We start from the raw sequence: 25,170 nt of genomic DNA, 5'->3' as shown, positions 1-25,170 counted from the left end.
CATGTGTGAGTGGCGGAATTTTGTAGAGTGTCTTACTCTGTTTCGTTCGCCCGTTATCCTTATTTGGATAGCGGGCGTTTTTTATTACTTAAAAGGAGGATTTTTTATGGATAAGTTTAAATATTCATTGCTCGTTTTATTCGGTGCTTGCAGCTACGGCATACTTTCAACTATTTTCAAACTCGGATTCATAAATGGATTTTCAGCACATCAACTATTAGGGGGACAATATGTCTTCGGATGGATTGGACTATTTCTACTCGTTCTTTTCTTTTCACGTCATAAGGTAACAAAAAAACAATTCTTTTCATTACTAACCGTCGGAATAACAATGAGTATGACTGGGATTTTCTACGCTATTTCTGTAGAAGAACTACCCGCATCTATCGCTGTCGTCCTACTCTTTCAGTTCACTTGGATTGGTGTCATTATCGAAGCGATTGCAAATCGAACCTTTCCAAGCCGCGATAAGATCATATCTATCCTTATTTTATTTGCTGGTACATTGTTTGCAGGTGGTGTATTTGAAGGCCTCGGACAAAGTTTTTCTACGAAAGGGATTATCTTTGGACTATTAGCTGCAGTCTCTTTTTCATTCTATGTTTTTGCAAGCGGACGCGTTGCTACAGATGTTCCCCCTTATACGAAAAGCTTTCTCATGACAACAAGTGCGACTCTTATCGTATGTCTATTCTTCCCACCAACCTTTTTAACAGATGGTGCCCTCCAAGCCGGTCTATGGAAATATGCTTTCTTCCTCGGATTATTCGGCGTTGTTGTACCTGTCATTTGTTTTTCAATTGGCGTACCGAAAGTAGGAACCGGACTTGGTACAATACTAGGTGCAGCTGAATTACCAACTGCTATTATCGCTTCTATTACACTTGTACATGAAGTCGTAACATTCATGCAGTGGATTGGTATTATTTTTATATTGATTGGGATTTTCACTCCTCAGCTGCTTACGGCTAGGAAAGAAAGGAAACACAATCGCGTGCATAGCGCTTGAAAAAATACAGAATTTATATAAAAGATATAACTGCAATTAAAATAAGTAAATTTATCTGGAGGTATAAATGACTATTTTAAGCATCATATTTTTTGCTATTATGTGTATCTTCTTCCTAATAAGATATATGAAAGAAAAGAAATTTTACGATTTACTTCTCATTCCCGTTTGTATATATGCAGGAGCAGTGAAAACTCCTTTCGTAGAGTACTTAAACTTTAATACTACATTTAAAATAACGTATGATATTGCAGCTATTATTCTTGTAATCCTTGCTGTACTTTTCTTTTTGAAAGATAAGAAAGAGAATCATACTGCATAACAAAAGACCTTTCATTTACTTGAAAGGTCTTTTGTTATCTCTCATTTTACCGCTCCATATAACTTCTCTATCTCATGCTCAATTTGTTTTACATCGATTCGCTCAAATAGTGGCTGCACGCTATCAATTCTACTTGGCAACGTATTTTGCGGTTCCCAATTTCGTTTAATAATCGACAATGTGCTTCTAACTCTTTCACTTGAAAATGGTAAAAACGGTTCAAGGAGATTTGCAAAATTAGCGATAAGATACACACAGTTATAAATCGTTTCTTCACACGAAACTGGATCATCTTCTCTTTGTTTCCAAGGCTGCTTTTCATCAAAATATTTATTTGCAAAACGTACTGCATCAAATATTGTCTCTAACGCCACCTTAAATTTAGTTTGCTCAATCGCCTCTCCTACATTTTTATATAATCCTTCTACTTTATCTTTCAGCTCTATATCAATAGTCCCCTTTGGTACAGTGCCATCATAATATTTTTCAATAAACTTTAATGTGCGGTTCACGAAGTTTCCATATGCTCCTAACAATTCACTATTATGACTGTAAATAAATTCACGCCATGAAAAATCAGTGTCACGATTTTCTGGTGCATTTACTGTTAAGAAGTAACGGATAGAATCTGGATCATAGCGTTCTAATATGTCAGGCACCCATACTGCCCAGTTTTTACTTGTAGATAATTTTCTTTTTTCAACTGTTAAATATTCATTCGAAACGATATGACGCGGGATTGCTTCTTCCCCTATTCCAAGTAATACCGCTGGCCAAATGACGGAGTGAAATGGAATATTATCCTTGCCGTGTACATAATATGTTTGCGCATCGCTATTCCAAAACTCTTGATCATCTTTTCCTGTTTCTTCAGCCCAATGTTTACTCGCTGAATAATATCCTGCCACTGCTTCAATCCATACGTAAATTTTTTTATCTTCATACCCTTTCACTGGAATTGATACCCCGATTGGTAAATCTCTTGATACAGCCCTATCTTGTAACCCTTCCTTTACATATCTTTCCGTTAATTGAATTGCATTATCACGCCATGTTCCTTTTTCTTTTGCGATTTCTACAACTTTTTTAATTTGCTCCTGAAATGTATGCAATGCAAAATAGAAATGCTCTGTTTCCTCTACAGATGGCGTACTACCACATAACTTACATTTCTTTTCTAACAAATCAAGAGGATCTAAAATAGCAGAACAAGCATCGCATTGATCTCCTCTTGCTGCTTCATGGCAATATGGACATATTCCTTCTACATAACGATCCGGTAAAAACTGCGTACACGTTTCACAATACGCTTGTTCCACTGTTTTTTTATAAATATAGCCTTCTTCTAATAAACGTAAAAAAACTTTTTGAACAGTTTCATGATGATGCTCGCTATCGGTACGTGTATAGCAATCATACGTAAAACCGAGATCACGAAAACATCGCTGAAATTCTTCATGATACTTATTAGCAATTTCTTTTGCTGTCACACCTTCTTGTTTTGCTCTAATTGCAATCGGTGTTCCATTGCAGTCACTCCCTGAAACATACAGCACATTCTCACCTTTTGCCCTGTAATAACGCGCTAAAATATCTCCAGGTAATAAACTCGCAATATGGCCAAGGTGTAACGAACCATTTGCATACGGCCAAGCGCCTCCAATAAAAATACTCATCTTATATTCCTCCTTTAAAATATAAAAAGCCCCGCCCCTATCTTAAAAAAGATAAGGGCGGGGCTGTATAAACAGTCGCGGTACCACCTTATTTCGCCAATCACTCACATAATTAGCCTTAACAAGTACGGAGCTCTATGCTCTTATACTGTGGTTTTGATAACGAGTACCAACTCTCGTCGCCGCCTACTATTATCATTTGATAAGTTCAGGACGAAGCTCAAAGGCCATTGTTCAAATGAATATTCTTGCTTCTTCTCAGCTACCGAAGCTCTCTGGAAAGAATGTGTTCATCCTACTTTTCCTTTTCAACGCTTTTACGTATAACAAGTATTTTACGACTTAATCACAGAAAAATCAAACTTTTATCCAGAACGAAAAGGAAATCCCATCCTCCCGCCGAATACCTATACGTTCACAAAAGGAGTGATAACATTGAACCAAAAACAACTAAGCACTATAAATGAAAAAAGCTGGAATACAGCTGCTTATGAAGCTTGGACGAATCGCCACGGGGCACCGGAGGATTATGCGAAAAAAATCATGGAAGATCCCACACGCGAAGTAGCACATTATTTACCTTACATACAATCTCCAAAAGGAAAATGTATTATTAATTTACTCGGCTCAAAAGGAAATAAAGCTGTTGCTCTCGCCCTTTTAGGCTCTGACGTAACAGTTGTTGATATTTCAGCAAGTAATGCAAAATATGCAAATGAACTTGCTGCCGCCGCAGACGTCTCTATTCATTACATCGTTTCTGATGTACTAGATGTAAATCTCTCCAAATCATTTGATATCGTATTACTGGAGCTTGGTGTACTTCATTACTTTCTAGATTTAAAACCACTTTTCAAAAAAATTTCTCAACTACTAAAGCCAGGTGGAATACTTATCCTTCGCGATTACCATCCAATATACACAAAGCTATTAGGAGTAGACCATCCATCATTTCGAGCAAGTGGAAATTATTTCGATGAAGAATTAATTGAAGATGATGTTGCTTATAGCATCCTTCTTACAGAAGCACAGAAAGAATCGCTACCTAAAACAACCATCCGTCGCTGGACGCTAGGAGAAATCATTACAACACTTGCGGAAGAACGTCTTAAAATTGAAAAACTAGTTGAAGAACATGGATCTCATCAAAGATGGGTCTTCCCTTCTACTGCACCAGAAGGAATCGAAGAACGTATCCCTGGTCTATATACAATAATTGCGACAGCATGCAAAAAAGGATCCCTTCACGGATAGGATCCTTTTTGCATGCTCACGCATATAAGTTGAGGTTGGAGATTACCATAATTCTGTAGAATAGGACACAAGATATTTCAACATTTCGTCTCTGACTTACGTCGTCAAAAAGGGGTATGACCAACATAACGAAGAGTAATGTTTTTAGTTGATACTGATAATCGTTATCAACTAATTAGAAGTATACATGATGTCATTTCAAATTTCAATAGCATTTCTAATATTTATTTATGAATTTTATGATATGCAAATGTATACATTTTAAGAACTTTTTCTAATACCAATCTGACTCCTTCCATTATCTGCTATAATTTTTATTGAACAGATTAATAACTTCATAATAATGTTTTTATTAATTTCGTTTTAAATATCTATAAATCATAATAAATAATTTAAATGAGGGTAGGGGTAACGATGAAATATGTTAGTATTCGAAAAAAACTACTGTTCACACTCTTAAGCATTTCTTCTTTATTTAGCATTGCTCTTATTGTTATTCTTTCATTCGCCATGAATCAAGCAAGTGAAATCGAAACGTTAAAAAATGATGTATCGAAAAGAGCGACGATTTTAAAAGAACGTGGCGATTGGTTCCAAGGGCAAGTTGCTGGTTTACAAGAATATTTGCTATCACATGATCAAAAAGGATTAGATAAGTTCAACCGAGAAGGGAAAAAATTAGCTGATACTAGAGAGAAAGTAACAAGTGACAAAAAGCTCCCAGAAGGAATGAAAGAAGCCATTTTAATGGGAGGAAAATGGCGTAGCGTCATAGATAATGAGGTACTCCCTCTTGCGCGTGAAGGAAAATGGGACGAAGCATCTAGAATTGCTTTAGCACAAACAGATTATGTAAATGATCTTTTAGGTCGTTTTAATAAATATACAAATGAAGAAAATGAGAAACGTGACGCATTAATTGCTGATGTCGAGTCTTCTTCATCACTTATTCAATATATTATTTTCTTCTCACTCATTACATGTACATTAACGTCTATTTTATTAGCATGGTGGTTCTCTGGTAAACTCGTTAAACCAATTCGACAAATTGATGAGAAGTTAAAAGAATTAGCTTCTCAAGATGGAGATTTAACGGCTAGATTACACGTAACGAGTAAAGATGAAATTGGTGACATTGCAAATTCCTTTAATCAAATGCTCACTAACTTACAGCATATAATAAAACAAGTTCAACAAACATCAACAAGTGTAAAAGAAGCTTCCGAAAATGTATTTATCGAAACAACCGCTTCTATGGAAAATACCGCAAGGACCCAAGAAACTATGAATGCTCTTGAACACAATATTCGTTCACAAGTTTCTAGCATTGAAGAAAGTTCAACCGCAATGGATGACATGGCAACGAGTGTTCAGCGTATCGCTGAGTCCGCCTCTTCTGTTACTAGTTTAGCTGTCACAACTGCAGAAAAAGCAGATGATGGGAATAAAGTCATTGAGAAATCTATTACACAAATGCATACAATTAACGAAGCTGTTAACGCTACCTCACAAGTAGTTGAGCGACTCATTACACATACAAATCATATCGATACTGCACTTCAATCTATTTCGAATATCGCCGAACAAACAAATTTACTTGCTTTAAATGCTTCTATTGAAGCAGCTCGTGCTGGTGAACACGGAAAAGGATTCGCTGTTGTTGCCGATGAAGTTAGAAAACTTGCTGAACAATCTCAACTAGCCGCAACTGATATTAACCATTTACTGCATCAAATTCAAACCGATACAAAAATAGCAAATGACATGATGACACAAGGTCAAGCAGAGGCTTCTGAAGGAATTACGGTTATTCGTACCGCTGGATCTTCATTCTCAGAAATTGTTAACCACATTAACAAAGTCTCTACGCAAATGCAAGAAATGTCTGCAACTGCTGAAGAGATGGCTGCAAGCTCTGAAGAAATGAACGCAGCTTTAAATAATATCGCTTCTATTTCAAACGAAGTTGCTGCAGAAACATCACAAACAGCACATTCGGCTGGTGTTCAAGTAAACAAAATGAGTATCGTGGCTAACAAATCATCTGAAATGAAAACAATCGTACAAGAACTTGAAGTTCTCGTTTCTCATTTCAAAACAAACGCTTAAAGTGAAAATGACACAAGCTCAAAGGTATAAGAAAGAAAGTTTTACAGTCTCTCTTTTTTCACTTTAAAATATCTCTTTCTATCTCTCATTCCGTCTGCTATAATTCCTAAAGGAAATAAGAAAGCTTTATTCCAACTGGAGTAAAGCTTTCTTTCAATTTTTTACATTAATTAATTCTAATACTAAGATTTCACAAAGGAGGCTTTTTATCATATGAATTTTGTAAGTATCAGAAAAAAACTTATGTTCATGATGGGAACGATTTGCGCTTTATTTGGTATCGCCTTAGCATTTATTTTATTTTTTGCTATCGACCAATCTCGTAAAGCTGAAACATTACAAAAAGAAATTTCTCCACTGGCAACAGAATTAAAAGAGCGTGGAGACGCTTATCAAGTACAGCTCTCTGCTCTAAGAGGTTATTTACTACAACATGATCAAGTCGAATTAGACAAGTTTAATGAGATGAGTAAACGTCTTGAGGATTCAAAAGATAAACTTCTTTCTAATCCAAATGCTTCTTCGTCCGTAAAAAGCACAATGGAATTAGGGTCTACTTGGAGAAAGTTCGTTGAGGAAAAAGTATTCACTCTTGCAAAAGAACAAAAATGGGAAGAAGCTTTACAAGTAGCTTCTTCAGAGAACGGAACTGTCTATAAAGTAATTGGTGACTTCACAAATTACAGTAATGAACAAGCTAAATTACGTGAACAATCTATTGAAAAAATTGACCAATCTGCACTCTTAATCGAATATGTTATTTTTTTATCACTCGTTATTTGTATTGTCGCTGCAATTATTCTTGCATGGTGGTTCTCTGGTAAACTTGTGAAACCAATTCAACAAATTGACACGAAGCTAAAAGAATTAGCCTCTCAAGAAGGTGACTTAACGGCACGTCTACAAGTAAATAGCAACGATGAAATCGGTGCTATCGCAACATCATTTAATAAAATGTTAGAAAACCTACAACATATCATTAATCGTGTTCAAAAAACATCAGTGGAAGTACAAACTGCTTCTGAAAATATGCTAGAAAAAACGAATACATCACGTGAGGCGACAGTAAGAGTCCAAAGCTCGATGTCTAACTTAAATGCAAGTATTCAATCACAAACTTCTAGTATGGAAGAAAGTTCAACTGCAATGGACGATATGGCAGTAAGTGTTCAGCGTATTGCTGAATCTGCTTCATCTGTAGCGGAACTTGCTGTTGCCACATCTGAACATGCTAGCGATGGAAGTACCGTTATCCAAAAATCTGTTTCACAAATGACAACGATACACGAAGCTGTAAATGCTACGTCAGAAGTGGTTGAACGTCTAATCACTCATACGAAATATATTGATACTGCTGTACAATCTATTTCTAATATTGCTGAGCAAACAAACTTACTTGCTTTAAATGCTTCTATTGAGGCAGCTCGTGCTGGCGAGCAAGGAAAAGGATTTGCTGTCGTAGCTGACGAAGTTCGAAAACTTGCTGAACAATCTAAAACAGCTGCAACAGACATTAATCAATTACTACATCAAATTCAAAATGATACAGAGACTGCTAGCTCTATGATGTCTCAAGGCCGTTCTGAAGCATTTGAAGGCATTAATGTTATTCGTGAAGCTGGTACTTCTTTCTCAACAATTGTAGAACAAGTAAATAAAGTATCTACTCAAATGCAAGATATATCAGCAACTGCTGAAGAGATGGCTGCAAGTGCTGAAGAAATGAACGCTTCACTTAATAACATCGCTTCTATCTCGACTGAAGTATCCAGCGAAACCGCCGCAACGGCACAATCTGCTGAACAGAAAGTTATCGTTATGAATGAAATGACAGTAACTGCTGGAAAAATGAAACAAACAGTTGAAGAGTTAGATCAACTCGTATCTCATTTTAAAACAGAATAGATTTTCAAAAAAATATCCCCCTTTGAAAGGGGATATTTTTTTGAGCTCATTTCCGTTATAATGAGAATCGATATCATTAAATTGTAGGAGGGGCTGCTTATGTCACAAGAAGCATTTGAAAATAAATTATTGGCCAATTTAGAAGCTGTTATTGACCCTGAACTAGGTGTTGATATCGTTAATCTTGGATTAGTGTATGATGTTACAGCAGATGAAAATAATAATGCTGTCATTACGATGACCATGACTTCTATCGGTTGTCCAATGGCTGGGCAAATCGTATCAGACGTTAAAAAAGTATTATCAACAAACGTACCTGAAGTTAATGAAATAGAAGTAAGTGTCGTTTGGAATCCACCGTGGTCGAAAGAACGTATGTCACGTATGGCGAAAATCGCATTAGGTATTCGCGACTAGCGGGATAAAGAAAAAAAACCTGACACTCTAGTCAGGTTTTTTTCTCTTATTATTTTACGCCTACTGCATCATAAGCTTTCGTTACAGCTTGTACAGCTTTAGAGTTTTTACCATATAAATCTTCAGCTGACTGAAGTGCAGCTTGACGCATCATTTTGAAGTCAGAGTTTGCAGTTAAATATTTCGTAAGCGCACGGTAGTAAATTTTTTCTGTCGCTTCACGGCCCACTCCAGTTACTTTCACGCCGTAGTGATCTCCGCCTTCAGATACTAAATAAGCAGCTTTATTATTAATACTACTGTTAATATGAACGCCGCCATTATCAGCTGTTCCAGTATAACGTTTACTATAGTGATCTGGGTAACCTTCACTTGGTTTTAATGGGTTTGGAATAGATGCTGGATCTTTTAGTGAACGAAGTGCATCGCCTGGTTTATCAGGTGTATAAATGTCAGCACCTAAATCCCAGCTCTTCTTCTCAACCATAACACCCATAATGTCAGATAACGATTCATTTAACGCCCCTGACTCATTTTTGTAAACAAGGTTTGCTGTATGTTCAGTTACAGCATGCGTTAATTCGTGACCGATAACATCAAGTCCAGCAGATAATGGAATGAATGTTTTTCCATCGCCATCACCATACATCATTTGCACACCATTCCAAGCCGCGTTATTCCAAGCTGTACCTACGTGAACAGTAGAAATAAGCTTCGCACCTTTATCATCGAAAGAGTTACGATTAAATGTCTTTTTGTAGTAATCATATACTTTTCCTGCATTTACATGCGCATCAACTGCAGCTTTATCTTCGAAGAACTTAGATTTACTTTCAACTTCTTCTCCTGTATATCCAAGCCATTGTGAGAATAAATTAAACCAGTTCTCGTCCATATTTTCTGCATCAAATGTATGAACACCTTGTCCTCGTTTACCATCAAATAAGTTGAATTGTCCTGTTTTCGTATCTTGAGCAATTTCAAATGATTGTCTAGCACCTAATACTCCGTAACCAAATCCAGTAATGTTATCTACAGCGTTATATTTCTCAATAACATTTCCATTCGTTGCATCAACAAAATAATGCCAATATCCTGGAGCTGGTTTTGAAATCGATGCCTTAACTAAGTATGCAAGGTAGTAATTACCGTCCTTTTCATATACAAATAAATCTTTTTTCACACCGTCATAACTCTTTACTTTACCAATTTCTTTCTCAATATCTGCCTTTGCAATTGTTTCTGCTTGTTCCGCAGTAATGCTTGCAGCTGCAGGAATATTTTTATCATCTAAATTCGGAATAACTTGTCCGAAGAATGCTTTTACATTATTCTCTTTATCAAGTGTAACAGTTTGATCAGAACCGTACACAGGAATGTTATTATGTTTCTCAACTAGCTTCACATGTGTCGTATCAGATTCAGCGTCTTTTTCTTCCCCAACGATATTAAAATGCTTTTCAATATTTCCTGCTAATTTAAACATATCTTTCTTACTCTCTAAGTATTGAAAGACCGTCTCTTTTTTATCTAGCCCTTCCGGTGCTTTCCATTCTTCACCTATGTATGCAGGTGTTTTAAATTCTTGATGATATTGAATTTTTTGTTCTTCCGCTTTCGTTGTCGTTGCCCCAAACGCTCCAAATCCCCCGGCGATAACAGTTAACGCTAATGCTGATGAAATGACTTGCTTTTTCACTATAACATTCCCCATTCCCATAAAGATTTTTGACACTTTTATACAATTCTGATTTTTACAGCTGATACCTCTACCCAAAATTTGAGAAACATTTTTCAGACAATTCCAATCAAAAAAAGAGGACATCCTATCGGATGTCCTCTTTTTTTTACGCATTTTATTGTTTTTTCAATTCAATTGCTAAATAGTGCGATTGCTCTTTCGCTTGAATGTGAATATCTTCTTCTACCGCTTCTGCTGCATCACGCATAACAAGATTTTCACCATTGATTACACTGCTTCCTTCAATTTGTACAAGGTACAATTGACGGCCTTCTTTCACTGGAAAATGAATTTCTTTTCCAGCCTCTAATGATAAGGAGTATAAATTCGCATCTTGGTGAATTTGAATTGGTGCATTTCCTTCTACTGAAGATACCATATGAAACCATTCATTTTCGCGCTTGCTCCAATCAAATTTAAACTCACCATAGTTTGGTTTATGATCCGCACGGTCTGGTAAAATCCAAATTTGTAATAACCGCAGCGTTTCATTGCCTAAATTATGCTCGCTATGAAATACACCCGTGCCAGCACTCATATATTGAACATGTCCACGCTCAATCGTTCCGCGATTTCCCATGCTGTCTTCGTGTGTTAAAGCACCATCTACAACGTAAGAAATAATCTCCATATCACGGTGCGGATGCATATCAAAACCAGTTTGTGCCGCTACTAGATCATCATTAATAACACGTAACGCTCCGAAGTTCATGTTATTTGGGTTATAGTAATTAGCAAAAGAAAAATGAAAATGTGTATTTAACCAGCCATGATTTACTCTGCCCATATTTTTATGATCAACTTTTCTAAACATATCCTTCACCTCATACTATCTCGAATTCGAGATTTATTTTAAAATTTTTTCTTACTGTAACTTTTTTAGTAGTGTTAATAATTGCTTTTGTTCCTCTATATTTAAATTATGAAACTTCTCTGCTTGGAACGTTTCTTGAGGTGGGACGATTTCCTCATATAAAGCTCTTCCCTTTTCTGTTAAAGAAATATATTTCGTAGTACCCTCTTGTTCACGCGAAATCCACTCAAGCTGCTCCATTTTATTTAAAAGCTGCGTTACATTTCCTTTCGTAACAAATAGCTTATTTCCAAGTTCTTGCTGCGTTAAACGATTATGTCCTCCAACTTGAGCTAACACATCAAACTGGGCGGCAGATACATTCCATTTTTTCAAATGCTGATTCGTCTCACGAATACTCTTATTATAAAAACGTGATAAACGAAACCATAATAGTAACCCTAGTCTATCTTCTGTTTTCATTTCATCACCTCGCTCGTTTCATATCATTAGTTTAGAACTAAACTTCATAAAAGTCAAATACTTATTTTTAATAAGTACAAAGAAAGCACAGCGCTATTTCTCCACTATGCTTTACATTAACCTTCTACTCTTATATTCATCCAATTTCCTCTCCGCGAACTTCCTCGCATCTTTTTCAATCCACCGCTCTTCGTACCGTTCACTTCCCACATACAATATATCTCTCTTATGCTGCATCGCATGGCGGAATTCATGCAGTAGCGTTTTGAGAACTTGCTCATACTCTTCCCATATACAAACGAAAATTAATTGCTTTTCTTTATGATAAAAACCACCTACTGGGAATAGGAACTCTTCTTCCTCTTCTCCTAATGATAGAAGCACATCGTTTGCATCACACGTATCACAAAAAATAACGGGCGTTTTACATACTTCAATAAGAGAAAACAAATCCTCTCTCAACTTTTTGACATCCCAAGGAAGCTCCGAATCCAACACATACCAATTCTCTACCTGTTGATATACATTTTGAAACTGGAGTTCCATTTCTCTTTATTCCCCTTTCCAAGCACCCTTTTTCTATATGTATGCCACAATATGGTAAATATTAAACGTATTCTTTCATCCTTGAAAAAATGCCAATAAAAAAGAATCTACGTCGACATAGATTCCTTTTCTGTAATCACTTTTTTTTCATCATTTTTTTTAATACAAAATAACCAATTGCACAAACAATAGCAGCAAGTGCAAAGTATTTCACATATGGCCCCGCAACTTTATTAATACTTTCCCACTCTGTTCCTAATTTAAAACCTAAATATACAAACACAATTGACCACGGAATAACAGCTAATGTAGTTAGCGTAATAAACTTAGCATGTGACATTTTTGCAATACCTGCTGGTATCGAAATAGCATGACGCACAACCGGAATAAAACGTGCGGTAAAGATAACGCCAGTTCCATAACGATTAAACCAATCTTCAGCATAATCAATATGTTTCTTCTGAATTAAAATATATTTTCCATATCGCTCAAGAACAGGTCTTCCTCCATATCGACCAATCCAATAAATGAATAGTTGTGCAATTACACCACCAATTGTACCGAACGCGACAGCGCCCCAAAATGTAATGCTTCCTGTTGATACTAAATAACCTGCATAAGACAATACGATTTCACTTGGAATAACCTCTAGCATTAATCCAAGCATAATTCCCCAATAACCAAGTCCTTCTAAAAAAACTAAAACCGAATGAATCAACTCTCCTAACATCATGTACCTCTCTTTACTGTTTTCATTACAAAAATAAAAGTACAAGCAGGAAATATCTTGTACTTTTATTTTTTTCAATTTAGTTAGTCTTCGTATCCCACTTAAAGATTTTATTTAAGAATTTATATACATTCTTCGACTCTTTTGTCAAAAGTGGGCCTAAAATGGATAGTATAAGCACGTATAGTGCTGAGAATGGTTTCAGTACTGACATTAAACCACCGGCGATACCGATATTAGCCATAATGATGGAGAACTCTCCTCTTGAAACGATTGTTAATCCGATATTTGTTGATGCTTTATGAGATAATCCAGCTTGTCTTCCTGCGATCATTCCTGCTACAAAGTTACCGATTATCGTAAGAAGGACAGCGCCTAACGTTAACCATATCGCTCCGCCTAATGAGAACGGATCAATACTTAACCCGAAGCTGAAGAAGAAAATAGCTCCGAAAAAGTCTCTAAATGGAACAACAAGATGTTCAATTCGATCACTATGCTCTGTCTCAGAGAAAACTAATCCTAGAAGAAGTGCTCCAATTGCTTCTGCAACGTGAATTGTTTCTGAAAAACCAGCAATGAAGAATAACGAAGCAAATACTACAATAATAAAGATTTCATCTGAGCTAATGTTGAGCAATTTATTTAATAACGGCGTAGCCTTTCTAGCTACTATAAAGAATAGAAGCATATATCCTAAAGCAATTCCAATTGAAGTAAGGGCACCTAAGAAGGAAGCGTGATCTCCAAGTACTAAACCAGAAACAACTGATAGATATACAGCAAGGAATATATCTTCAAACATAATAATTCCTAAAATTAATTCGGTTTCATTATTACCAGTTCTTCTTAAGTCCACTAACACTTTAGCAACGATAGCGCTAGAAGAAATCGTAATAATACCCGCAATAATTAAGATTTCTAGTAATGGGAATCCCATTATAAATCCGTATAACAAACCAAGTGAAAAGTTAATTAAAATATAAATCGTTCCACCAATCGCAATAGAGCGTCCAGATTTAATTAGTTTTTTCATTGAAAATTCTAATCCTAGATAGAATAGAAGGAATAGAACCCCAATCCGTCCAAGGAAGGAAATTACACTTGCACTTTCAATAAATTTGAGATCGATAACACCTATCGTCGGTGCATGCGGTCCTACTAACATTCCAAGAACAATTAGAAAAGGAATTACTGAGAATTTAAATTTTCCAGCAATTACTGCTGCAATTGCCACTAAAACTAAAGCTGTACCAACTTCAAAAATTAACGTATCCATCTAATCAGTCCCCCCTATTTGAAAGTAATTCATTAATAATTTTTTTAATTTCTTCTCTCTCACCTGAAACTACAAGCATATCTCCGTCTTCAATTACTGTTTCTGGTCCTGGATTAAATAGCTTCTTCATGTTCTTCTTCATAACTGCGATTATCGTTACGCTATATGTTTTTCTTATTTCAAGATCGCCAATTGTTTTTCCGATTGCTGGAGCTGTATTCTCCACTTTGAACCACTCAATCGCTAAACCTTCAAAAACCATCTCAACATTTTCTAACGCCCTAGGCTTATATACCATTCCACCTAATATTGCTGCGATTTGTCTTGCCTCTGAGTCACGTAGTGAAATACTTGAGATGCTTTCTTCATGGTCTGAATCAAAATGATACATTTCTCTACGTCCATCATCATGAATGACAATTACCATCTTTTCGTTACCTTTCGTAACGATTTGAAACTTATAACCAATACCCGGAAGTTCACTTTCTCTAATATTCATTTTTAGCTCCTCCATAACTTTTTTTATTTTAATTTTCTGTTTTTCTGTCTTTTATTCATCCAATCAATTTTAGAAATTCTAACCACTCAGGATATTTGTGATTTGGAAATCTTTTATTGTAATAATAAGTGGATCCTAAAAAGATACTTAAAGATGTAATGATAAAAAATATATTACTTCTCATTTTCAAACTCTCAAGGCTTACTTTCCATAAAGAATCTTCTTTCAAATTATCCCCACCTTCTCGCTTTAAATTTAGTTTTTTAAAATGTAAATAATTCTAAAAATATTACGATGTAACATAATCATAACACAAAAATGATTTAAGTAACATAATTTTTTAGAAAAATTGATTCTCGTATATTTTTTGCATATAATTTTCTTATTACGAAAAAAAGGAAGTGTATTATATGGTTGATATCTTTAGCAGATTCCTTGAGGTAACGAATAATATTTTATGGTCATATATTCTTATTGCAATGCTAATCGGCTTCGGTCTTTACTTCTCTTTTAAATTAAAATTTGTCCAAATTACTCATTTCAGTGAGATGGTCAGCTTAATTAGTAAAGGGTTTAATCGAAAAGAAAAAAAGAAAGATAGCATCTCTCCATTCCAAGCATTTTGCTTAAGTGCAGCAGCACGTATCGGTATTGGGAACTTAGCCGGTGTAGCATTAGCAATTTCAATGGGTGGACCTGGCGCAATATTTTGGATGTGGTTTATCGCGATTATCGGAGCAGCTACTAGTTTCGTAGAATGTACACTTGCGCAAATTTATAAAGTAAAAGATGGAAGTAGGTTCCGTGGTGGACCAGCATATTACATGGAAAAAGGGTTAAACAAACGCTGGATGGGCGTCTGGTTTTCACTTCTTATTACAGTTGCGTACGGATTAATTTTCAATTCAGTTCAAGCGAATACAGTAACAATAGCGTTTGAAAATGCTTTTGGACTAGAGCGAACGATCGTAGGAGCTCTATTAGCCTTATTAGTTGCAGTTATTATTTTTGGTGGTATTAAGAGCATTTCACGTATTACAGAAATGATTGTTCCGCCAATGGCAATCGTTTATATCGGCGTGGCTATTTTTGTCGTTATTAACAACTTCAGTATGTTACCAAGCATTTTCATGGAAATCTTTAACGGTGCATTCGGTTTAGACCAAGCCATCGCTGGTGGTGTTGGAGCAGCAATCAAGTTCGGTATTCAGCGCGGTTTATTCGCTACAGAAGCAGGAATGGGTAGTTCTCCTAATGCAGCCGCAACATCTGATGTATCTCACCCTGTAAAACAAGGGCTTGTTCAAGCATTAGGCGTTTTCGTAGATACATTCTTAGTATGTACATCAACAGCATTTATCGTATTATGTTCTGGACTTTACAAAGGATCAAATTTAGAAGGCATCGAATTAACACAAAACGCATTAAGTTCACAAATTGGACCGTGGGCAAGCACTTTCTTAGCGATTATTATTTTCCTATTCGCTTTCAGTTCACTTCTAGGAAACTACTATTATGGTGAAACAAATATCGCATTCATTAAAGAAAGCAAAACATGGTTAATGATTTATCGTGTTGCAGTTGTCGGAATGGTATTCTTCGGATCAATCGCTGCTCTTAAAACAGTTTGGAGTTTAGCTGATTTATTCATGGGACTAATGGTATTCACAAACTTAATTGCCATCTCATTCCTTAGCAAATTTGCTTACGCTGCATTAGTAGACTATTTGAAGCAAAAGAAACAAGGCAAAGATCCTGTCTTCGTTGCAAACTCTATCCCTGGCTTAAAGAATACAGAGTGCTGGGATGGACAGGATGTAGAAGAAAAACAAAAGGCTGTTTAACAAATAAAAGCGGAGGTGACTTGCTCAGAACAGGAGGGCATTGGAGCTCCTGACGAAGAGGCGTTCTTTGCCTCACAGGAAGGCGCGAAATGACCGACTGGTCTAGTCACCGGAGCTGGATATCACTAAAAGCACAAGCGGCTCGTTTAGAACAAGAGCCATATCTCAAACAAAGGCCCTATTACTTCATCGTAATAGGGCCTTTTATTTACAACAGTTCATAATTTGTTCAAATTAATTCCAGCAAAAGGGTTGATTTATAGAGATTACTAGATTATAATAATTATAAATTAGTAATTGATATCACATAACAACTCAAAAGGAGATTGATCATAATGAACAAACAAGTAATCGAAGTATTAAACAAACAAGTAGCAGACTGGAGCGTTTTATTCACAAAACTTCACAACTTCCATTGGTACGTAAAAGGACCTCAATTCTTCACATTACACGAGAAATTCGAAGAACTTTACACAGAATCAGCTACTCACATCGACGAAATTGCAGAACGTATTTTAGCAATTGGTGGTAAACCAGTAGCAACAATGAAAGAATACCTAGAAATATCTTCTATTCAAGAAGCAGCTTACGGAGAAACTGCAGAAGGGATGGTCGAAGCAATCATGAAAGACTACCAAATGATGCTAGTCGAACTGAAAAAAGGCATGGAAATTGCTCAAGACTCTGACGATGAAATGACATCTGACCTACTACTAGGCATCTACACAGAACTAGAAAAACACGCTTGGATGCTACGTGCGTTCTTGAATCAATAATACTTAAAAGCGGAAGCGGCTCGTTTAGAGTCGCTTTTTTATGTAATGGTCGCACTTAACGGTACACGAAATTATATCAACGATTTTTCAAATATATCGATCATAACTCGCAATATATCAACGATTTTTTCATTATATCGATCATTACCCGCAATATATCAACGATTTGACAAAGGATATCAATTTGCCGACAAATCACGACAATATCAGCGCCCCTCTCCCCCTACTTTTATCAATATATTACAATCTCATCTATGTTAAAATATAGGAAACACCCTTTAGCTTTTCCAAATTCATCATTTACTACTTAAATGACGGGAGTGGTTCAGTTGAAAGACTACTTAATTAGAGCATTTTTTGCGTTAATAACAGTTGGGATTCTCTTACTTATAGCTAATATTTTCAATATACGTGTCGAGGTTAAGGACTATGCTTTCCTCGTTGTCGTAGCAATTGGTGGCGGCTGGGGTGGCTGGTACCTGTATAAAAAACAAAATAAAAATAACAATAAAGGCATTCCGAAATAATATGGAATGCCTTTATTCTATATTACATAATTAAACTTAAACCAATAATAAAAGCAGTCCCCAAAAAATATCATAAAAACCCATATTCTATGGTAAATAAAAAGAATTCATTTTGAATATAGAAACAGTCCAAAATCTTGCATAACAGAGGTATAACCCATTTGCCGCAACATTGTGGCTATATTCCCACGGTGATATGCTCCGTGGGTGACGACGTGTAGTATTGTTTCAGAAACCGTCGTATCTAGGTGCCCAGCATATGGATTATCAACCTCAACCACTTTTTCATAATCTTGTTGACTACTTAAAAGTACTTTATATCGTTTAGATAATTCATAAAAACTAGTTTTCATTTCCTCAATATTTTTTGTTTCCAGCTGCTCTTTCAATTGGTCTGTGTGTACCATTGCATCACTCATGCTTTTACCAGAAATAATCTCAAACCAGGCTAAATCTGTGAGGTATATGTGAGACATTACTTTTGCCACCGAAGAAAAACCACTCTTAACTTCCTTATGGAAAATGTCTTGCGGTAGTTCTTTTAAGCGATTTAAAATAACTTCATTTGCCCATAAGTGGTAGTTATACATTTTTAATACAGAACGCCCCATGCTCATCTCTCCTCCAATTTTCATTTTAATGATTAGATTATGATACATAGCTGATTAAAAATTTCCAAAGGATTACATCTATAAAATTTATTCTCATTTCGATTAAAAAAACCTCTACTAACTTCATAAAAACATTCGGTATCTTCCACAATCTGACCCTTTAACGGAACAATTATATGTCACTCAATAATTCCTTACTCACCCTTTATTCAGATGTTCTTTTTTAATTCATCAAAACATCCCTCCATCTACTTCCCCTCTTCAAACGCTTCCACATCTCACTATCAATATATTGAACCAAATTAAAAACACATGCTTTTTTAAAATAAACTTTCATGTGTTTCCAAAGACATCTATAAAAAACAAAGCAATCAAAATGATAATGGCATTCCAAAGTAATATGGAATGCCTCTTTTATTGCCTTCTGTAATAAATAATGAAATTCAGACCACTAATACAACCAATCGCAATAAACATACAAAACGATTGTGGATCTCCAGCCAAATTATACTCATCAACAATAAAGCCAATCATAAAGAGTGTTATCGCCGAAACACCGATACACAATATCGAAATAAACCAAAGCGAAAATTCATTAATTAGCTCTTTCTTCTGTGTTGAAACGATTAGCATAACAAGAATAGACGCTGCTAAAATACTTTTAAAAACAGGACGTAAATACACAAACTCCTCCATCAATTTCTCCTTTTCCAAAAAACATCATATCTCAACATTAACATATTTAACCAAATTAAAAACACATGCCATCTTAAATTAAAACGACATGTGTTTCCGTATTTGCTATGATAGTTGCTTCCACTTCGTTCCCAAAACAGGACGCTCATAATTTTGGATTGCATGAATTAGTTTATCTGCCGTCTCAGCTGAAACGATCAATTCTTTATTTGATGGATTCATAAATCCTTCTTCTGCTGCACGTTCAACCATTTGCAGAATTGGCCCGTAAAAACATTTTATGTTTAATAAACCAACCGGCTTATTATGTATACCAATTTGTGACCAACATACAACTTCAAATAGTTCTTCAAACGTTCCGTATCCGCCTGGAAGCGCAATAAAAGCATCTGCAAGCTCTGCCATTTTCGCTTTACGTTCATGCATCGTCTCTACTTCAATTAATTCTGTTAATCCTGTATGCACAATTTCTCCTCGGAATAGACCGCGTGGCATAACACCTGTTACACGTCCACCTAAACGAAGAACTTCGTTTGCTACTTCTCCCATTAATCCAACGCATGAACCACCGTATACGAGCTCATACTCGTTCTCAACAAACATTTTACCTAACTGAATTGCCTGCTCTTTGAATTCTGGTCTCTCCCCTAAATTAGAACCTGCAAACACACAAATCTTTCTCATTCCTACACCCCGAAACTATATATTGTTATGATACAATTGACATTGTACAACATATTGAGGAGATGAGGAAGAAATGGATATCGTTGCATTTCAAAGATGGGTTGAGGAATTTTACGAAAAACGAAGCTGGTCACAGTATAATGCCTTTATTCGCTTAAATTTCTTAACCGAGGAAGTTGGGGAAGTTTCACGAGTCGTTCGTGCTATTGAAATCGGCCGCGATCGCCCTGATGAAGATGCGAAAACAGAAGAAGAGCTAAAACAAGAACTAAAAGAAGAACTTGGCGATGTACTATCTAACCTTATTATTCTTTCGCAAAAATATGATTTAGACTTACAAGACATTATGGACGCACACGTCACAAAGCTTTCGAAAAGGTTCGAAGTATCTAAATGAGAATATTATCAATTATGGTATAATATTCTTGTCACAATACTAAGGGGGATTTTATGTTATCAAAAAAATTGCACGACGCATTAAATGAACAAATGAACTTTGAATTTTACTCTGCCCATGCTTATATGGCAATGGCTGCTTACTGTACAGCTGAGAGCTATGATGGATTCGCTAACTTTTTCCTTGTACAAGCTGAAGAAGAACGTTTCCACGCAATGAAGCTTTACAACTATATTAATGACCGCGGAGAGCGCGCTATTATTACTGGATTTGATAATCCGAATAACGAATACGAATCTGTATTAAACGCTTTTGAAGTCGCACTTGAGCACGAGCGTGAAGTAACGAAACGTATTTACAACTTATCTGATATCGCTTGGGATGAGCGTGAACATGCAACAATTACATTCTTAAAATGGTTCGTTGACGAACAAGTTGAAGAAGAAGCTTCATTCGATAGCATCATCCAAAAACTAAAACGTATTACAAGCGATTCAAACGCACTGTTTATGCTAGATGCTGAATTAGAGAAACGTACATTTACGCCTCCAGCTGAGTAATATTTCAATCACCTTAATACATGTATTAAGGTGATTTTTTTGTTTGCTCTCTATCTTAAAATCACCTTAAATTTCCTCATATTTGACATAGTGCCAGATATAAAATGGTATTATTTTCAATATAAAAACGAATATACGAGGAGAGGAAAAATGAATCAACGTGTAGAAGCTGTTGATGCAATTCGTGGTTTCGCTTTGTTTGGCATTTTACTAGTCAATATGACATTAATTCAATTTGGGTTCTTCACCAGTGAAAAACCAACTTATCTATTTGGCGATCTTGATAAAGGTGCTAATTGGTTTATTCAATTTTTCGGCACACATAACTTTATATCCCTATTTTCTTTTCTATTTGGGCTTAGCATTATTTTGTTACAAAAAAGTATTATCGCAAAAGGAAAAAAATTCTTCCCCACATACATAAGACGTATTATCATTCTTTTACTACTCGGCTACATTCATGGCACTTTTGTTTGGGAGGGAGATATTTTATTTGCATACGGAATAATCGGGATTTTTTTAATGATATTCATCAATCGAAAACCGAAAACTTTGCTTATTTGGGCGATTATTCTACTCGCACTTATTACACTTATGTCTTATCAAACTGATCCATCTACAAATATAAATGATTTCGCACCTTATACTGAAAAAGAACATAAAGTCCATCAAACTGGAAGCTATATGGATCACGTCAACTTTAGATTGACTGAAAATCCTTTTGATTACATGGGAATTGACGGTGCATTCGGATTATTTTTCATATCAGTTTTCGCAATAATTTTTATGTCTCCACTGTTCCTACTCGGAATGTATGTAGGGAAAAAAGGCTGGCTATTTGAGGTCAGTAAACATATACCTGCTGTCAAAAAAATATGGTTTGCCACCGGTCTCTTCTCTTTTACAATTAAAATCTTAGCTATGTTCATAAAACACCCGGTTTTAATTATGTTACAAGATGGCCTTACACCAGTAACTATGACCTTCTTTTACGGAAGCACAATCATTTTATTATTCCATTACAAAAAAGCAACCCGTCTACTAACATACATGGCGAACATGGGGAAAATGTCCGTTAGTAATTACTTAGCGCAATCTATTATCGCAACAACCATTTTTTACGCATATGGATTTGGCTTATACGGGAAAATCGGCTATTTCTTCGGTATTCTTTTAACCATCGGAATTTATACGATTCAATTATTCGTTAGCACCTATTGGCTCCAGAAATACCGAATGGGGCTAGTGGAATATGTCTGGAGACTGGGAACTTATTTAGAGAAACCACATTTTAAAAGAGACTTGGATAAAGCAAGTTAAAAAAAAAAGCAATGAGCCTACGCTCATTGCTTTTCTTAATTTATTAAAGCATAACCCCAACGATAATCGCTGATAATATACTTACTAACGTTGCACCGTATACAAGTTTTAAACCGAATGATGATACAACGTTTGCTTGTTTGCCATCGATACTCTTCGTTGCACCTGCGATAATTCCGATAGATGAGAAGTTCGCAAATGATACAAGGAAGATAGATAGAATACCTACTGTACGAGCTGATAAATCGCCCGCTACTTTTCCAAGGTCAAGCATTGCAACGAATTCGTTCGTTACTAATTTTGTTGCCATAATTTGTCCTGCTTGTAACATCTCTGATGTTGGAATACCCATTACGAATGCTAATGGTGAGAAGATATATCCTAAAATGCTTTGGAATGTGATTCCGAAAATTGAATCGAATACACCATTAATTGCTGTAATTAATGCCACGAAACCGATTAACATCGCCGCTACTGTTACAGCGATTGAGAAACCAAGCATAATATATTCGCCTAACATTTCAAAGAATGTTTGTTTCTTGTCTTCTTGTAATTCTAAAATATCGTCTTCTTCTTTTACTTCATATGGATTAATGATATGAACGATAATGAATCCACTGAATAAGTTTAATACAAGTGCTGTTACTACATATTTTGGATCAATCATTTTCATATAAGAACCGACAATTGACATCGATACTGTAGACATTGAAGATGCACAAAGTGTGTATAAACGATTTTTCGGTAATTTGCTTAGTTGATCTTTTACTGTAATGAATACTTCCCCTTGACCAACGATTGCAGCTGCTACCGCATTATATGATTCTAGTTTTCCTAAACCGTTAACTTTACTTAATAGGAAACCGACTGCACGAATGATAATCGGTAAAACTTTAATATGTTGCAGGATCCCGATTAATACTGCTAAGAAAATAATCGGTAATAATACTGTTAAGAAGAATGGTGCTTGTCCATCGTTTGCTAGACCACCAAATACGAAATTAACCCCAGCTTCCGCAAATTTTAAAATAGAACCAAATCCATCTGCGATCCCTTTTACTAATACAAATCCGACCTTTGTATTTAGTAAGAAATACGCAAGTACCAATTGAATGACGAGCATAAGTGCAATTGGTTTATATTTAATCTTCTTACGATCTGAACTGATAAGGAAACCTAGTACAAACACTACAAGTAAACCGACTAGAAACATTACGAACTTCATATGTGAATCCTCCACTTCTCCCACGAGTTATTGGTCGTATAACGTATAACGAATGACGTCTGACCATTGTTGTTAAAAAAATTTAAAACCCCTAAAACTATTCAACTGTCATCTAAAATCAGTAAGCGTTTACATAAATTGCAATTTATAAAAGGTAGCTTCTTCTCTCCTACCATACTTGAAAGCCTGAAATTGATACCACCTACAAATCAAATTGTAAGCGTTATCTAGGTGAAATGCAATATAAATTTTAAAAGATTTTTATATGTTAATATATTCCTAATTAATTGGTTTTTTCATGCAAATTTACCATAAAAAAAATAGCCCTAGCTATGAGCTAGAGCCATCCTTTTTTTATAACATAACACCAACGATAATCGCTGATAGAATACTTACTAACGTCGCACCGTACACAAGGCGTAAACCGAATGATGATACAACATTTGATTGATTTTCATCGATACCTTTCGTTGCACCTGCGATAATTCCGATAGATGAGAAGTTCGCAAATGATACAAGGAATACAGAAAGAATACCAACCGTACGAGCCGATAAATCACCAGCTACTTTTCCAAGGTCAAGCATCGCAACAAACTCGTTTGATACTAATTTTGTTGCCATAATTTGTCCCGCTGTTACCATTTCTGCTTGCGGGATGCCCATTACGAATGCTAATGGTGAGAAAATATATCCTAAAATAGCTTGGAATGTAATACCGAACATTGTATCAAACAAGCTATTGATTGCTGTAATTAATGCTACGAAACCGAGTAACATAGCTGCTACTGTAATCGCAATCGTGAAACCAAGCATAATGTACTCGCTCAGCATTTCAAAGAATGATTGTTTTTTCTTATTTTCTAATTTCAGTGTATCTTCTTCTTCTGTAATATCGTACGGGTTAATAATATGAATGATAATGAAACCACTAAATAAATTTAATACAAGTGCTGTTACTACATATTTCGGTTCGATCATTTTCATATAAGAACCAACGATTGACATCGACACTGTCGACATAGAAGATGCACATAATGTATATAAACGATGTTTTGGGATTTTACTTAATTGATCTTTTACTGTAATAAATACTTCTGCTTGTCCAACAATGGCAGCTGCTACTGCGTTATATGATTCTAGTTTTCCTAGACCATTCACTTTACTTAACAACGTACCAATAGCACGAATAAATATCGGTAAAATTTTAAAGTGTTGCAGAATTCCGATTAAAACCGCAAAGAATACGATTGGTAATAACGCTGTTAAGAAGAATGAAACCTCTCCTTTATTAACAAGACCACCAAATACGAAAACGATTCCAGCTTCCGCATATCCAAGAAGTGCGCCAAATCCATCTGAAATTCCTTTTACTAAAATATAACCAACTTGCGTATTTAATAAGAAATAAGATAATGCTAGCTGAATAATAAGCATAATTGCGATTGGTTTATACTTAATCTTCTTTCGATCGGCACTTATAAGAAAACCGAGTACAAATACAACGAGTAATCCTACAAGGAACATAACAAACTTCATTAATAAAATCCTCCATTTAACTCTTCATTAACGTTGAACGTCTGACCATTCAAAACAAGAAATAATCCGAACTTTCCATTTCTCCTCCAAAATCTTCAATCGGATAGGAAAGATCATAAAACCTCTTATTTCAAAGGCATTTTCCATTCTAACATAAATCACAACTCATATCCGCACTTTTCTTAAAAAAATACATTTTATTATGAAACATTCATGAATGTTCGTCTTTTT

At 35.6% G+C, this 25,170-nt stretch carries 25 protein-coding genes and 1 other annotated feature; of the genes, 12 read left to right on the top strand and 13 right to left on the bottom strand.

Features of this window, described 5'->3' with window-relative positions:
• Positions 1-106 precede the first annotated feature (106 nt).
• Entirely contained in the window at positions 107-1,009 is a 903-nt protein-coding gene (locus ACO6VI_RS11765; RefSeq protein ID WP_098840338.1) for an EamA family transporter, read from the top strand.
• 67 nt (positions 1,010-1,076) lie between these two features.
• Entirely contained in the window at positions 1,077-1,331 is a 255-nt protein-coding gene (locus ACO6VI_RS11760) for a hypothetical protein (RefSeq protein WP_000154123.1), read from the top strand.
• A gap of 41 nt (positions 1,332-1,372) precedes the next feature.
• On the opposite strand, the gene metG is transcribed toward ACO6VI_RS11760, so the two are convergent.
• Positions 1,373-3,007 (bottom strand): methionine--tRNA ligase, encoded by a 1,635-nt coding sequence (gene metG, locus ACO6VI_RS11755; RefSeq protein WP_023523367.1) that lies wholly within the window; start codon positions 3,005-3,007, stop codon positions 1,373-1,375.
• 50 nt (positions 3,008-3,057) lie between these two features.
• Positions 3,058-3,328, bottom strand: a binding site (T-box leader).
• A 114-nt stretch (positions 3,329-3,442) separates the two neighbouring features.
• On the opposite strand from metG, the gene ACO6VI_RS11750 reads away from it, so the two are divergent.
• From ACO6VI_RS11750 to ACO6VI_RS11735, 4 genes are all read left to right on the top strand, one after another.
• Positions 3,443-4,261, top strand: coding sequence for a class I SAM-dependent methyltransferase (locus ACO6VI_RS11750; RefSeq protein ID WP_097912943.1), 819 nt, complete (start codon positions 3,443-3,445; stop codon positions 4,259-4,261).
• A 414-nt stretch (positions 4,262-4,675) separates the two neighbouring features.
• The gene (locus ACO6VI_RS11745; protein WP_098840339.1) at positions 4,676-6,370 is read left to right on the top strand and encodes a methyl-accepting chemotaxis protein; all 1,695 of its coding nucleotides are present in this window, start codon (positions 4,676-4,678) and stop codon (positions 6,368-6,370) included.
• 213 nt (positions 6,371-6,583) lie between these two features.
• The gene (locus ACO6VI_RS11740) at positions 6,584-8,275 is read left to right on the top strand and encodes a methyl-accepting chemotaxis protein (RefSeq protein ID WP_098311956.1); all 1,692 of its coding nucleotides are present in this window, start codon (positions 6,584-6,586) and stop codon (positions 8,273-8,275) included.
• A gap of 99 nt (positions 8,276-8,374) precedes the next feature.
• Complete coding sequence (locus tag ACO6VI_RS11735) at positions 8,375-8,692, top strand: metal-sulfur cluster assembly factor (RefSeq protein WP_071731075.1); 318 nt, start codon at positions 8,375-8,377, stop codon at positions 8,690-8,692.
• Positions 8,693-8,741: 49 nt separating this feature from the next.
• On the opposite strand, the gene ACO6VI_RS11730 is transcribed toward ACO6VI_RS11735, so the two are convergent.
• The 7 genes from ACO6VI_RS11730 to ACO6VI_RS11700 all read right to left on the bottom strand — a co-directional run bounded on the left by ACO6VI_RS11730 (position 8,742) and on the right by ACO6VI_RS11700 (position 14,763).
• Positions 8,742-10,391 carry a M4 family metallopeptidase gene (locus tag ACO6VI_RS11730; RefSeq protein WP_033685825.1) on the bottom strand — a complete coding sequence of 550 codons (1,650 nt, stop codon included), beginning with the start codon at positions 10,389-10,391 and terminating at the stop codon, positions 8,742-8,744.
• A 157-nt stretch (positions 10,392-10,548) separates the two neighbouring features.
• On the bottom strand, positions 10,549-11,247 hold the full coding sequence (locus tag ACO6VI_RS11725; RefSeq protein WP_422423373.1) for a pirin family protein: 699 nt from the start codon (positions 11,245-11,247) through the stop codon (positions 10,549-10,551).
• A 51-nt stretch (positions 11,248-11,298) separates the two neighbouring features.
• The gene (locus ACO6VI_RS11720) at positions 11,299-11,709 is read right to left on the bottom strand and encodes a MarR family winged helix-turn-helix transcriptional regulator (RefSeq protein WP_063548973.1); all 411 of its coding nucleotides are present in this window, start codon (positions 11,707-11,709) and stop codon (positions 11,299-11,301) included.
• A gap of 111 nt (positions 11,710-11,820) precedes the next feature.
• Positions 11,821-12,255 (bottom strand): DUF3920 family protein, encoded by a 435-nt coding sequence (locus tag ACO6VI_RS11715; protein ID WP_063548975.1) that lies wholly within the window; start codon positions 12,253-12,255, stop codon positions 11,821-11,823.
• Positions 12,256-12,391: 136 nt separating this feature from the next.
• The gene (locus tag ACO6VI_RS11710) at positions 12,392-12,985 is read right to left on the bottom strand and encodes a DedA family protein (RefSeq protein WP_000900214.1); all 594 of its coding nucleotides are present in this window, start codon (positions 12,983-12,985) and stop codon (positions 12,392-12,394) included.
• 79 nt (positions 12,986-13,064) lie between these two features.
• The gene (locus ACO6VI_RS11705; RefSeq protein ID WP_000380223.1) at positions 13,065-14,264 is read right to left on the bottom strand and encodes a cation:proton antiporter; all 1,200 of its coding nucleotides are present in this window, start codon (positions 14,262-14,264) and stop codon (positions 13,065-13,067) included.
• A 4-nt stretch (positions 14,265-14,268) separates the two neighbouring features.
• Positions 14,269-14,763, bottom strand: a complete 495-nt coding sequence (locus tag ACO6VI_RS11700; protein WP_021036196.1) for a cation:proton antiporter regulatory subunit — start codon at positions 14,761-14,763, stop codon at positions 14,269-14,271.
• Positions 14,764-15,173: 410 nt separating this feature from the next.
• Between ACO6VI_RS11700 and ACO6VI_RS11695 the strand changes: the two genes are divergently transcribed.
• The 3 genes from ACO6VI_RS11695 (at position 15,174) to ACO6VI_RS11685 (ending at position 17,910) form a co-directional block, all read left to right on the top strand.
• Complete coding sequence (locus ACO6VI_RS11695; RefSeq protein WP_000227594.1) at positions 15,174-16,607, top strand: alanine/glycine:cation symporter family protein; 1,434 nt, start codon at positions 15,174-15,176, stop codon at positions 16,605-16,607.
• Positions 16,608-16,942: 335 nt separating this feature from the next.
• A complete protein-coding gene (locus ACO6VI_RS11690; protein WP_001041891.1) occupies positions 16,943-17,383 on the top strand; it encodes a Dps family protein in 441 nt (146 codons plus the stop codon).
• Positions 17,384-17,712: 329 nt separating this feature from the next.
• The gene (locus ACO6VI_RS11685) at positions 17,713-17,910 is read left to right on the top strand and encodes a hypothetical protein (protein WP_000656311.1); all 198 of its coding nucleotides are present in this window, start codon (positions 17,713-17,715) and stop codon (positions 17,908-17,910) included.
• Between the two features lie 107 nt (positions 17,911-18,017).
• On the opposite strand, the gene ACO6VI_RS11680 is transcribed toward ACO6VI_RS11685, so the two are convergent.
• The 3 genes from ACO6VI_RS11680 to ACO6VI_RS11670 form a co-directional block, all read right to left on the bottom strand.
• Positions 18,018-18,521: a DinB family protein gene (locus ACO6VI_RS11680; protein ID WP_000533785.1), complete on the bottom strand. Its 504-nt coding sequence runs from the start codon at positions 18,519-18,521 to the stop codon at positions 18,018-18,020.
• Positions 18,522-18,935: 414 nt separating this feature from the next.
• Positions 18,936-19,217, bottom strand: a complete 282-nt coding sequence (locus ACO6VI_RS11675; protein ID WP_000390916.1) for a hypothetical protein — start codon at positions 19,215-19,217, stop codon at positions 18,936-18,938.
• Positions 19,218-19,322: 105 nt separating this feature from the next.
• The gene (locus tag ACO6VI_RS11670; protein WP_176328707.1) at positions 19,323-19,886 is read right to left on the bottom strand and encodes a TIGR00730 family Rossman fold protein; all 564 of its coding nucleotides are present in this window, start codon (positions 19,884-19,886) and stop codon (positions 19,323-19,325) included.
• Positions 19,887-19,974: 88 nt separating this feature from the next.
• Here ACO6VI_RS11670 and ACO6VI_RS11665 point away from each other — a divergent pair, with 88 nt between their 5' ends.
• The 3 genes from ACO6VI_RS11665 (at position 19,975) to ACO6VI_RS11655 (ending at position 22,178) form a co-directional block, all read left to right on the top strand.
• Complete coding sequence (locus ACO6VI_RS11665) at positions 19,975-20,298, top strand: MazG nucleotide pyrophosphohydrolase domain-containing protein (protein WP_000355749.1); 324 nt, start codon at positions 19,975-19,977, stop codon at positions 20,296-20,298.
• A 53-nt stretch (positions 20,299-20,351) separates the two neighbouring features.
• Entirely contained in the window at positions 20,352-20,858 is a 507-nt protein-coding gene (locus tag ACO6VI_RS11660; RefSeq protein WP_000949403.1) for a ferritin, read from the top strand.
• Between the two features lie 150 nt (positions 20,859-21,008).
• A complete protein-coding gene (locus tag ACO6VI_RS11655; RefSeq protein ID WP_063548979.1) occupies positions 21,009-22,178 on the top strand; it encodes a DUF418 domain-containing protein in 1,170 nt (389 codons plus the stop codon).
• A 43-nt stretch (positions 22,179-22,221) separates the two neighbouring features.
• Here the strand turns inward: ACO6VI_RS11655 and ACO6VI_RS11650 are convergent, their stop codons facing one another.
• Positions 22,222-23,403, bottom strand: a complete 1,182-nt coding sequence (locus tag ACO6VI_RS11650) for a NupC/NupG family nucleoside CNT transporter (RefSeq protein ID WP_053563400.1) — start codon at positions 23,401-23,403, stop codon at positions 22,222-22,224.
• 354 nt (positions 23,404-23,757) lie between these two features.
• Positions 23,758-24,939 (bottom strand): NupC/NupG family nucleoside CNT transporter, encoded by a 1,182-nt coding sequence (locus tag ACO6VI_RS11645; protein ID WP_000673841.1) that lies wholly within the window; start codon positions 24,937-24,939, stop codon positions 23,758-23,760.
• Positions 24,940-25,170 lie beyond the last annotated feature (231 nt).

The sequence above is a fragment of the Bacillus sp. PSXD-155 genome (genome assembly GCF_049310765.1).
Classification (GTDB): domain Bacteria; phylum Bacillota; class Bacilli; order Bacillales; family Bacillaceae_G; genus Bacillus_A; species Bacillus_A cereus.
Note: the sequence above shows the minus strand (reverse complement) of the source record. Positions and strands in the feature narration are given on the sequence as shown.

What these genes read in the sequence shown, in the direction of transcription:
- ACO6VI_RS11765 (WP_098840338.1), top strand. Translation starts at nt 107, where the DNA reads ATGGATAAGTTTAAATATTCATTGCTCGTTTTATTCGGTGCTTGCAGC.
- ACO6VI_RS11760 (WP_000154123.1), top strand. Translation starts at nt 1,077, where the DNA reads ATGACTATTTTAAGCATCATATTTTTTGCTATTATGTGTATCTTCTTC.
- metG (WP_023523367.1), bottom strand. Translation starts at nt 3,007, where the DNA reads ATGAGTATTTTTATTGGAGGCGCTTGGCCGTATGCAAATGGTTCGTTA.
- ACO6VI_RS11745 (WP_098840339.1), top strand. Translation starts at nt 4,676, where the DNA reads ATGAAATATGTTAGTATTCGAAAAAAACTACTGTTCACACTCTTAAGC.
- ACO6VI_RS11740 (WP_098311956.1), top strand. Translation starts at nt 6,584, where the DNA reads ATGAATTTTGTAAGTATCAGAAAAAAACTTATGTTCATGATGGGAACG.
- ACO6VI_RS11735 (WP_071731075.1), top strand. Translation starts at nt 8,375, where the DNA reads ATGTCACAAGAAGCATTTGAAAATAAATTATTGGCCAATTTAGAAGCT.
- ACO6VI_RS11725 (WP_422423373.1), bottom strand. Translation starts at nt 11,247, where the DNA reads ATGTTTAGAAAAGTTGATCATAAAAATATGGGCAGAGTAAATCATGGC.
- ACO6VI_RS11720 (WP_063548973.1), bottom strand. Translation starts at nt 11,709, where the DNA reads ATGAAAACAGAAGATAGACTAGGGTTACTATTATGGTTTCGTTTATCA.
- ACO6VI_RS11715 (WP_063548975.1), bottom strand. Translation starts at nt 12,255, where the DNA reads ATGGAACTCCAGTTTCAAAATGTATATCAACAGGTAGAGAATTGGTAT.
- ACO6VI_RS11710 (WP_000900214.1), bottom strand. Translation starts at nt 12,985, where the DNA reads ATGTTAGGAGAGTTGATTCATTCGGTTTTAGTTTTTTTAGAAGGACTT.
- ACO6VI_RS11705 (WP_000380223.1), bottom strand. Translation starts at nt 14,264, where the DNA reads ATGGATACGTTAATTTTTGAAGTTGGTACAGCTTTAGTTTTAGTGGCA.
- ACO6VI_RS11700 (WP_021036196.1), bottom strand. Translation starts at nt 14,763, where the DNA reads ATGAATATTAGAGAAAGTGAACTTCCGGGTATTGGTTATAAGTTTCAA.
- ACO6VI_RS11695 (WP_000227594.1), top strand. Translation starts at nt 15,174, where the DNA reads ATGGTTGATATCTTTAGCAGATTCCTTGAGGTAACGAATAATATTTTA.
- ACO6VI_RS11690 (WP_001041891.1), top strand. Translation starts at nt 16,943, where the DNA reads ATGAACAAACAAGTAATCGAAGTATTAAACAAACAAGTAGCAGACTGG.
- ACO6VI_RS11680 (WP_000533785.1), bottom strand. Translation starts at nt 18,521, where the DNA reads ATGGGGCGTTCTGTATTAAAAATGTATAACTACCACTTATGGGCAAAT.
- ACO6VI_RS11675 (WP_000390916.1), bottom strand. Translation starts at nt 19,217, where the DNA reads ATGGAGGAGTTTGTGTATTTACGTCCTGTTTTTAAAAGTATTTTAGCA.
- ACO6VI_RS11665 (WP_000355749.1), top strand. Translation starts at nt 19,975, where the DNA reads ATGGATATCGTTGCATTTCAAAGATGGGTTGAGGAATTTTACGAAAAA.
- ACO6VI_RS11660 (WP_000949403.1), top strand. Translation starts at nt 20,352, where the DNA reads ATGTTATCAAAAAAATTGCACGACGCATTAAATGAACAAATGAACTTT.
- ACO6VI_RS11655 (WP_063548979.1), top strand. Translation starts at nt 21,009, where the DNA reads ATGAATCAACGTGTAGAAGCTGTTGATGCAATTCGTGGTTTCGCTTTG.
- ACO6VI_RS11650 (WP_053563400.1), bottom strand. Translation starts at nt 23,403, where the DNA reads ATGAAGTTCGTAATGTTTCTAGTCGGTTTACTTGTAGTGTTTGTACTA.
- ACO6VI_RS11645 (WP_000673841.1), bottom strand. Translation starts at nt 24,939, where the DNA reads ATGAAGTTTGTTATGTTCCTTGTAGGATTACTCGTTGTATTTGTACTC.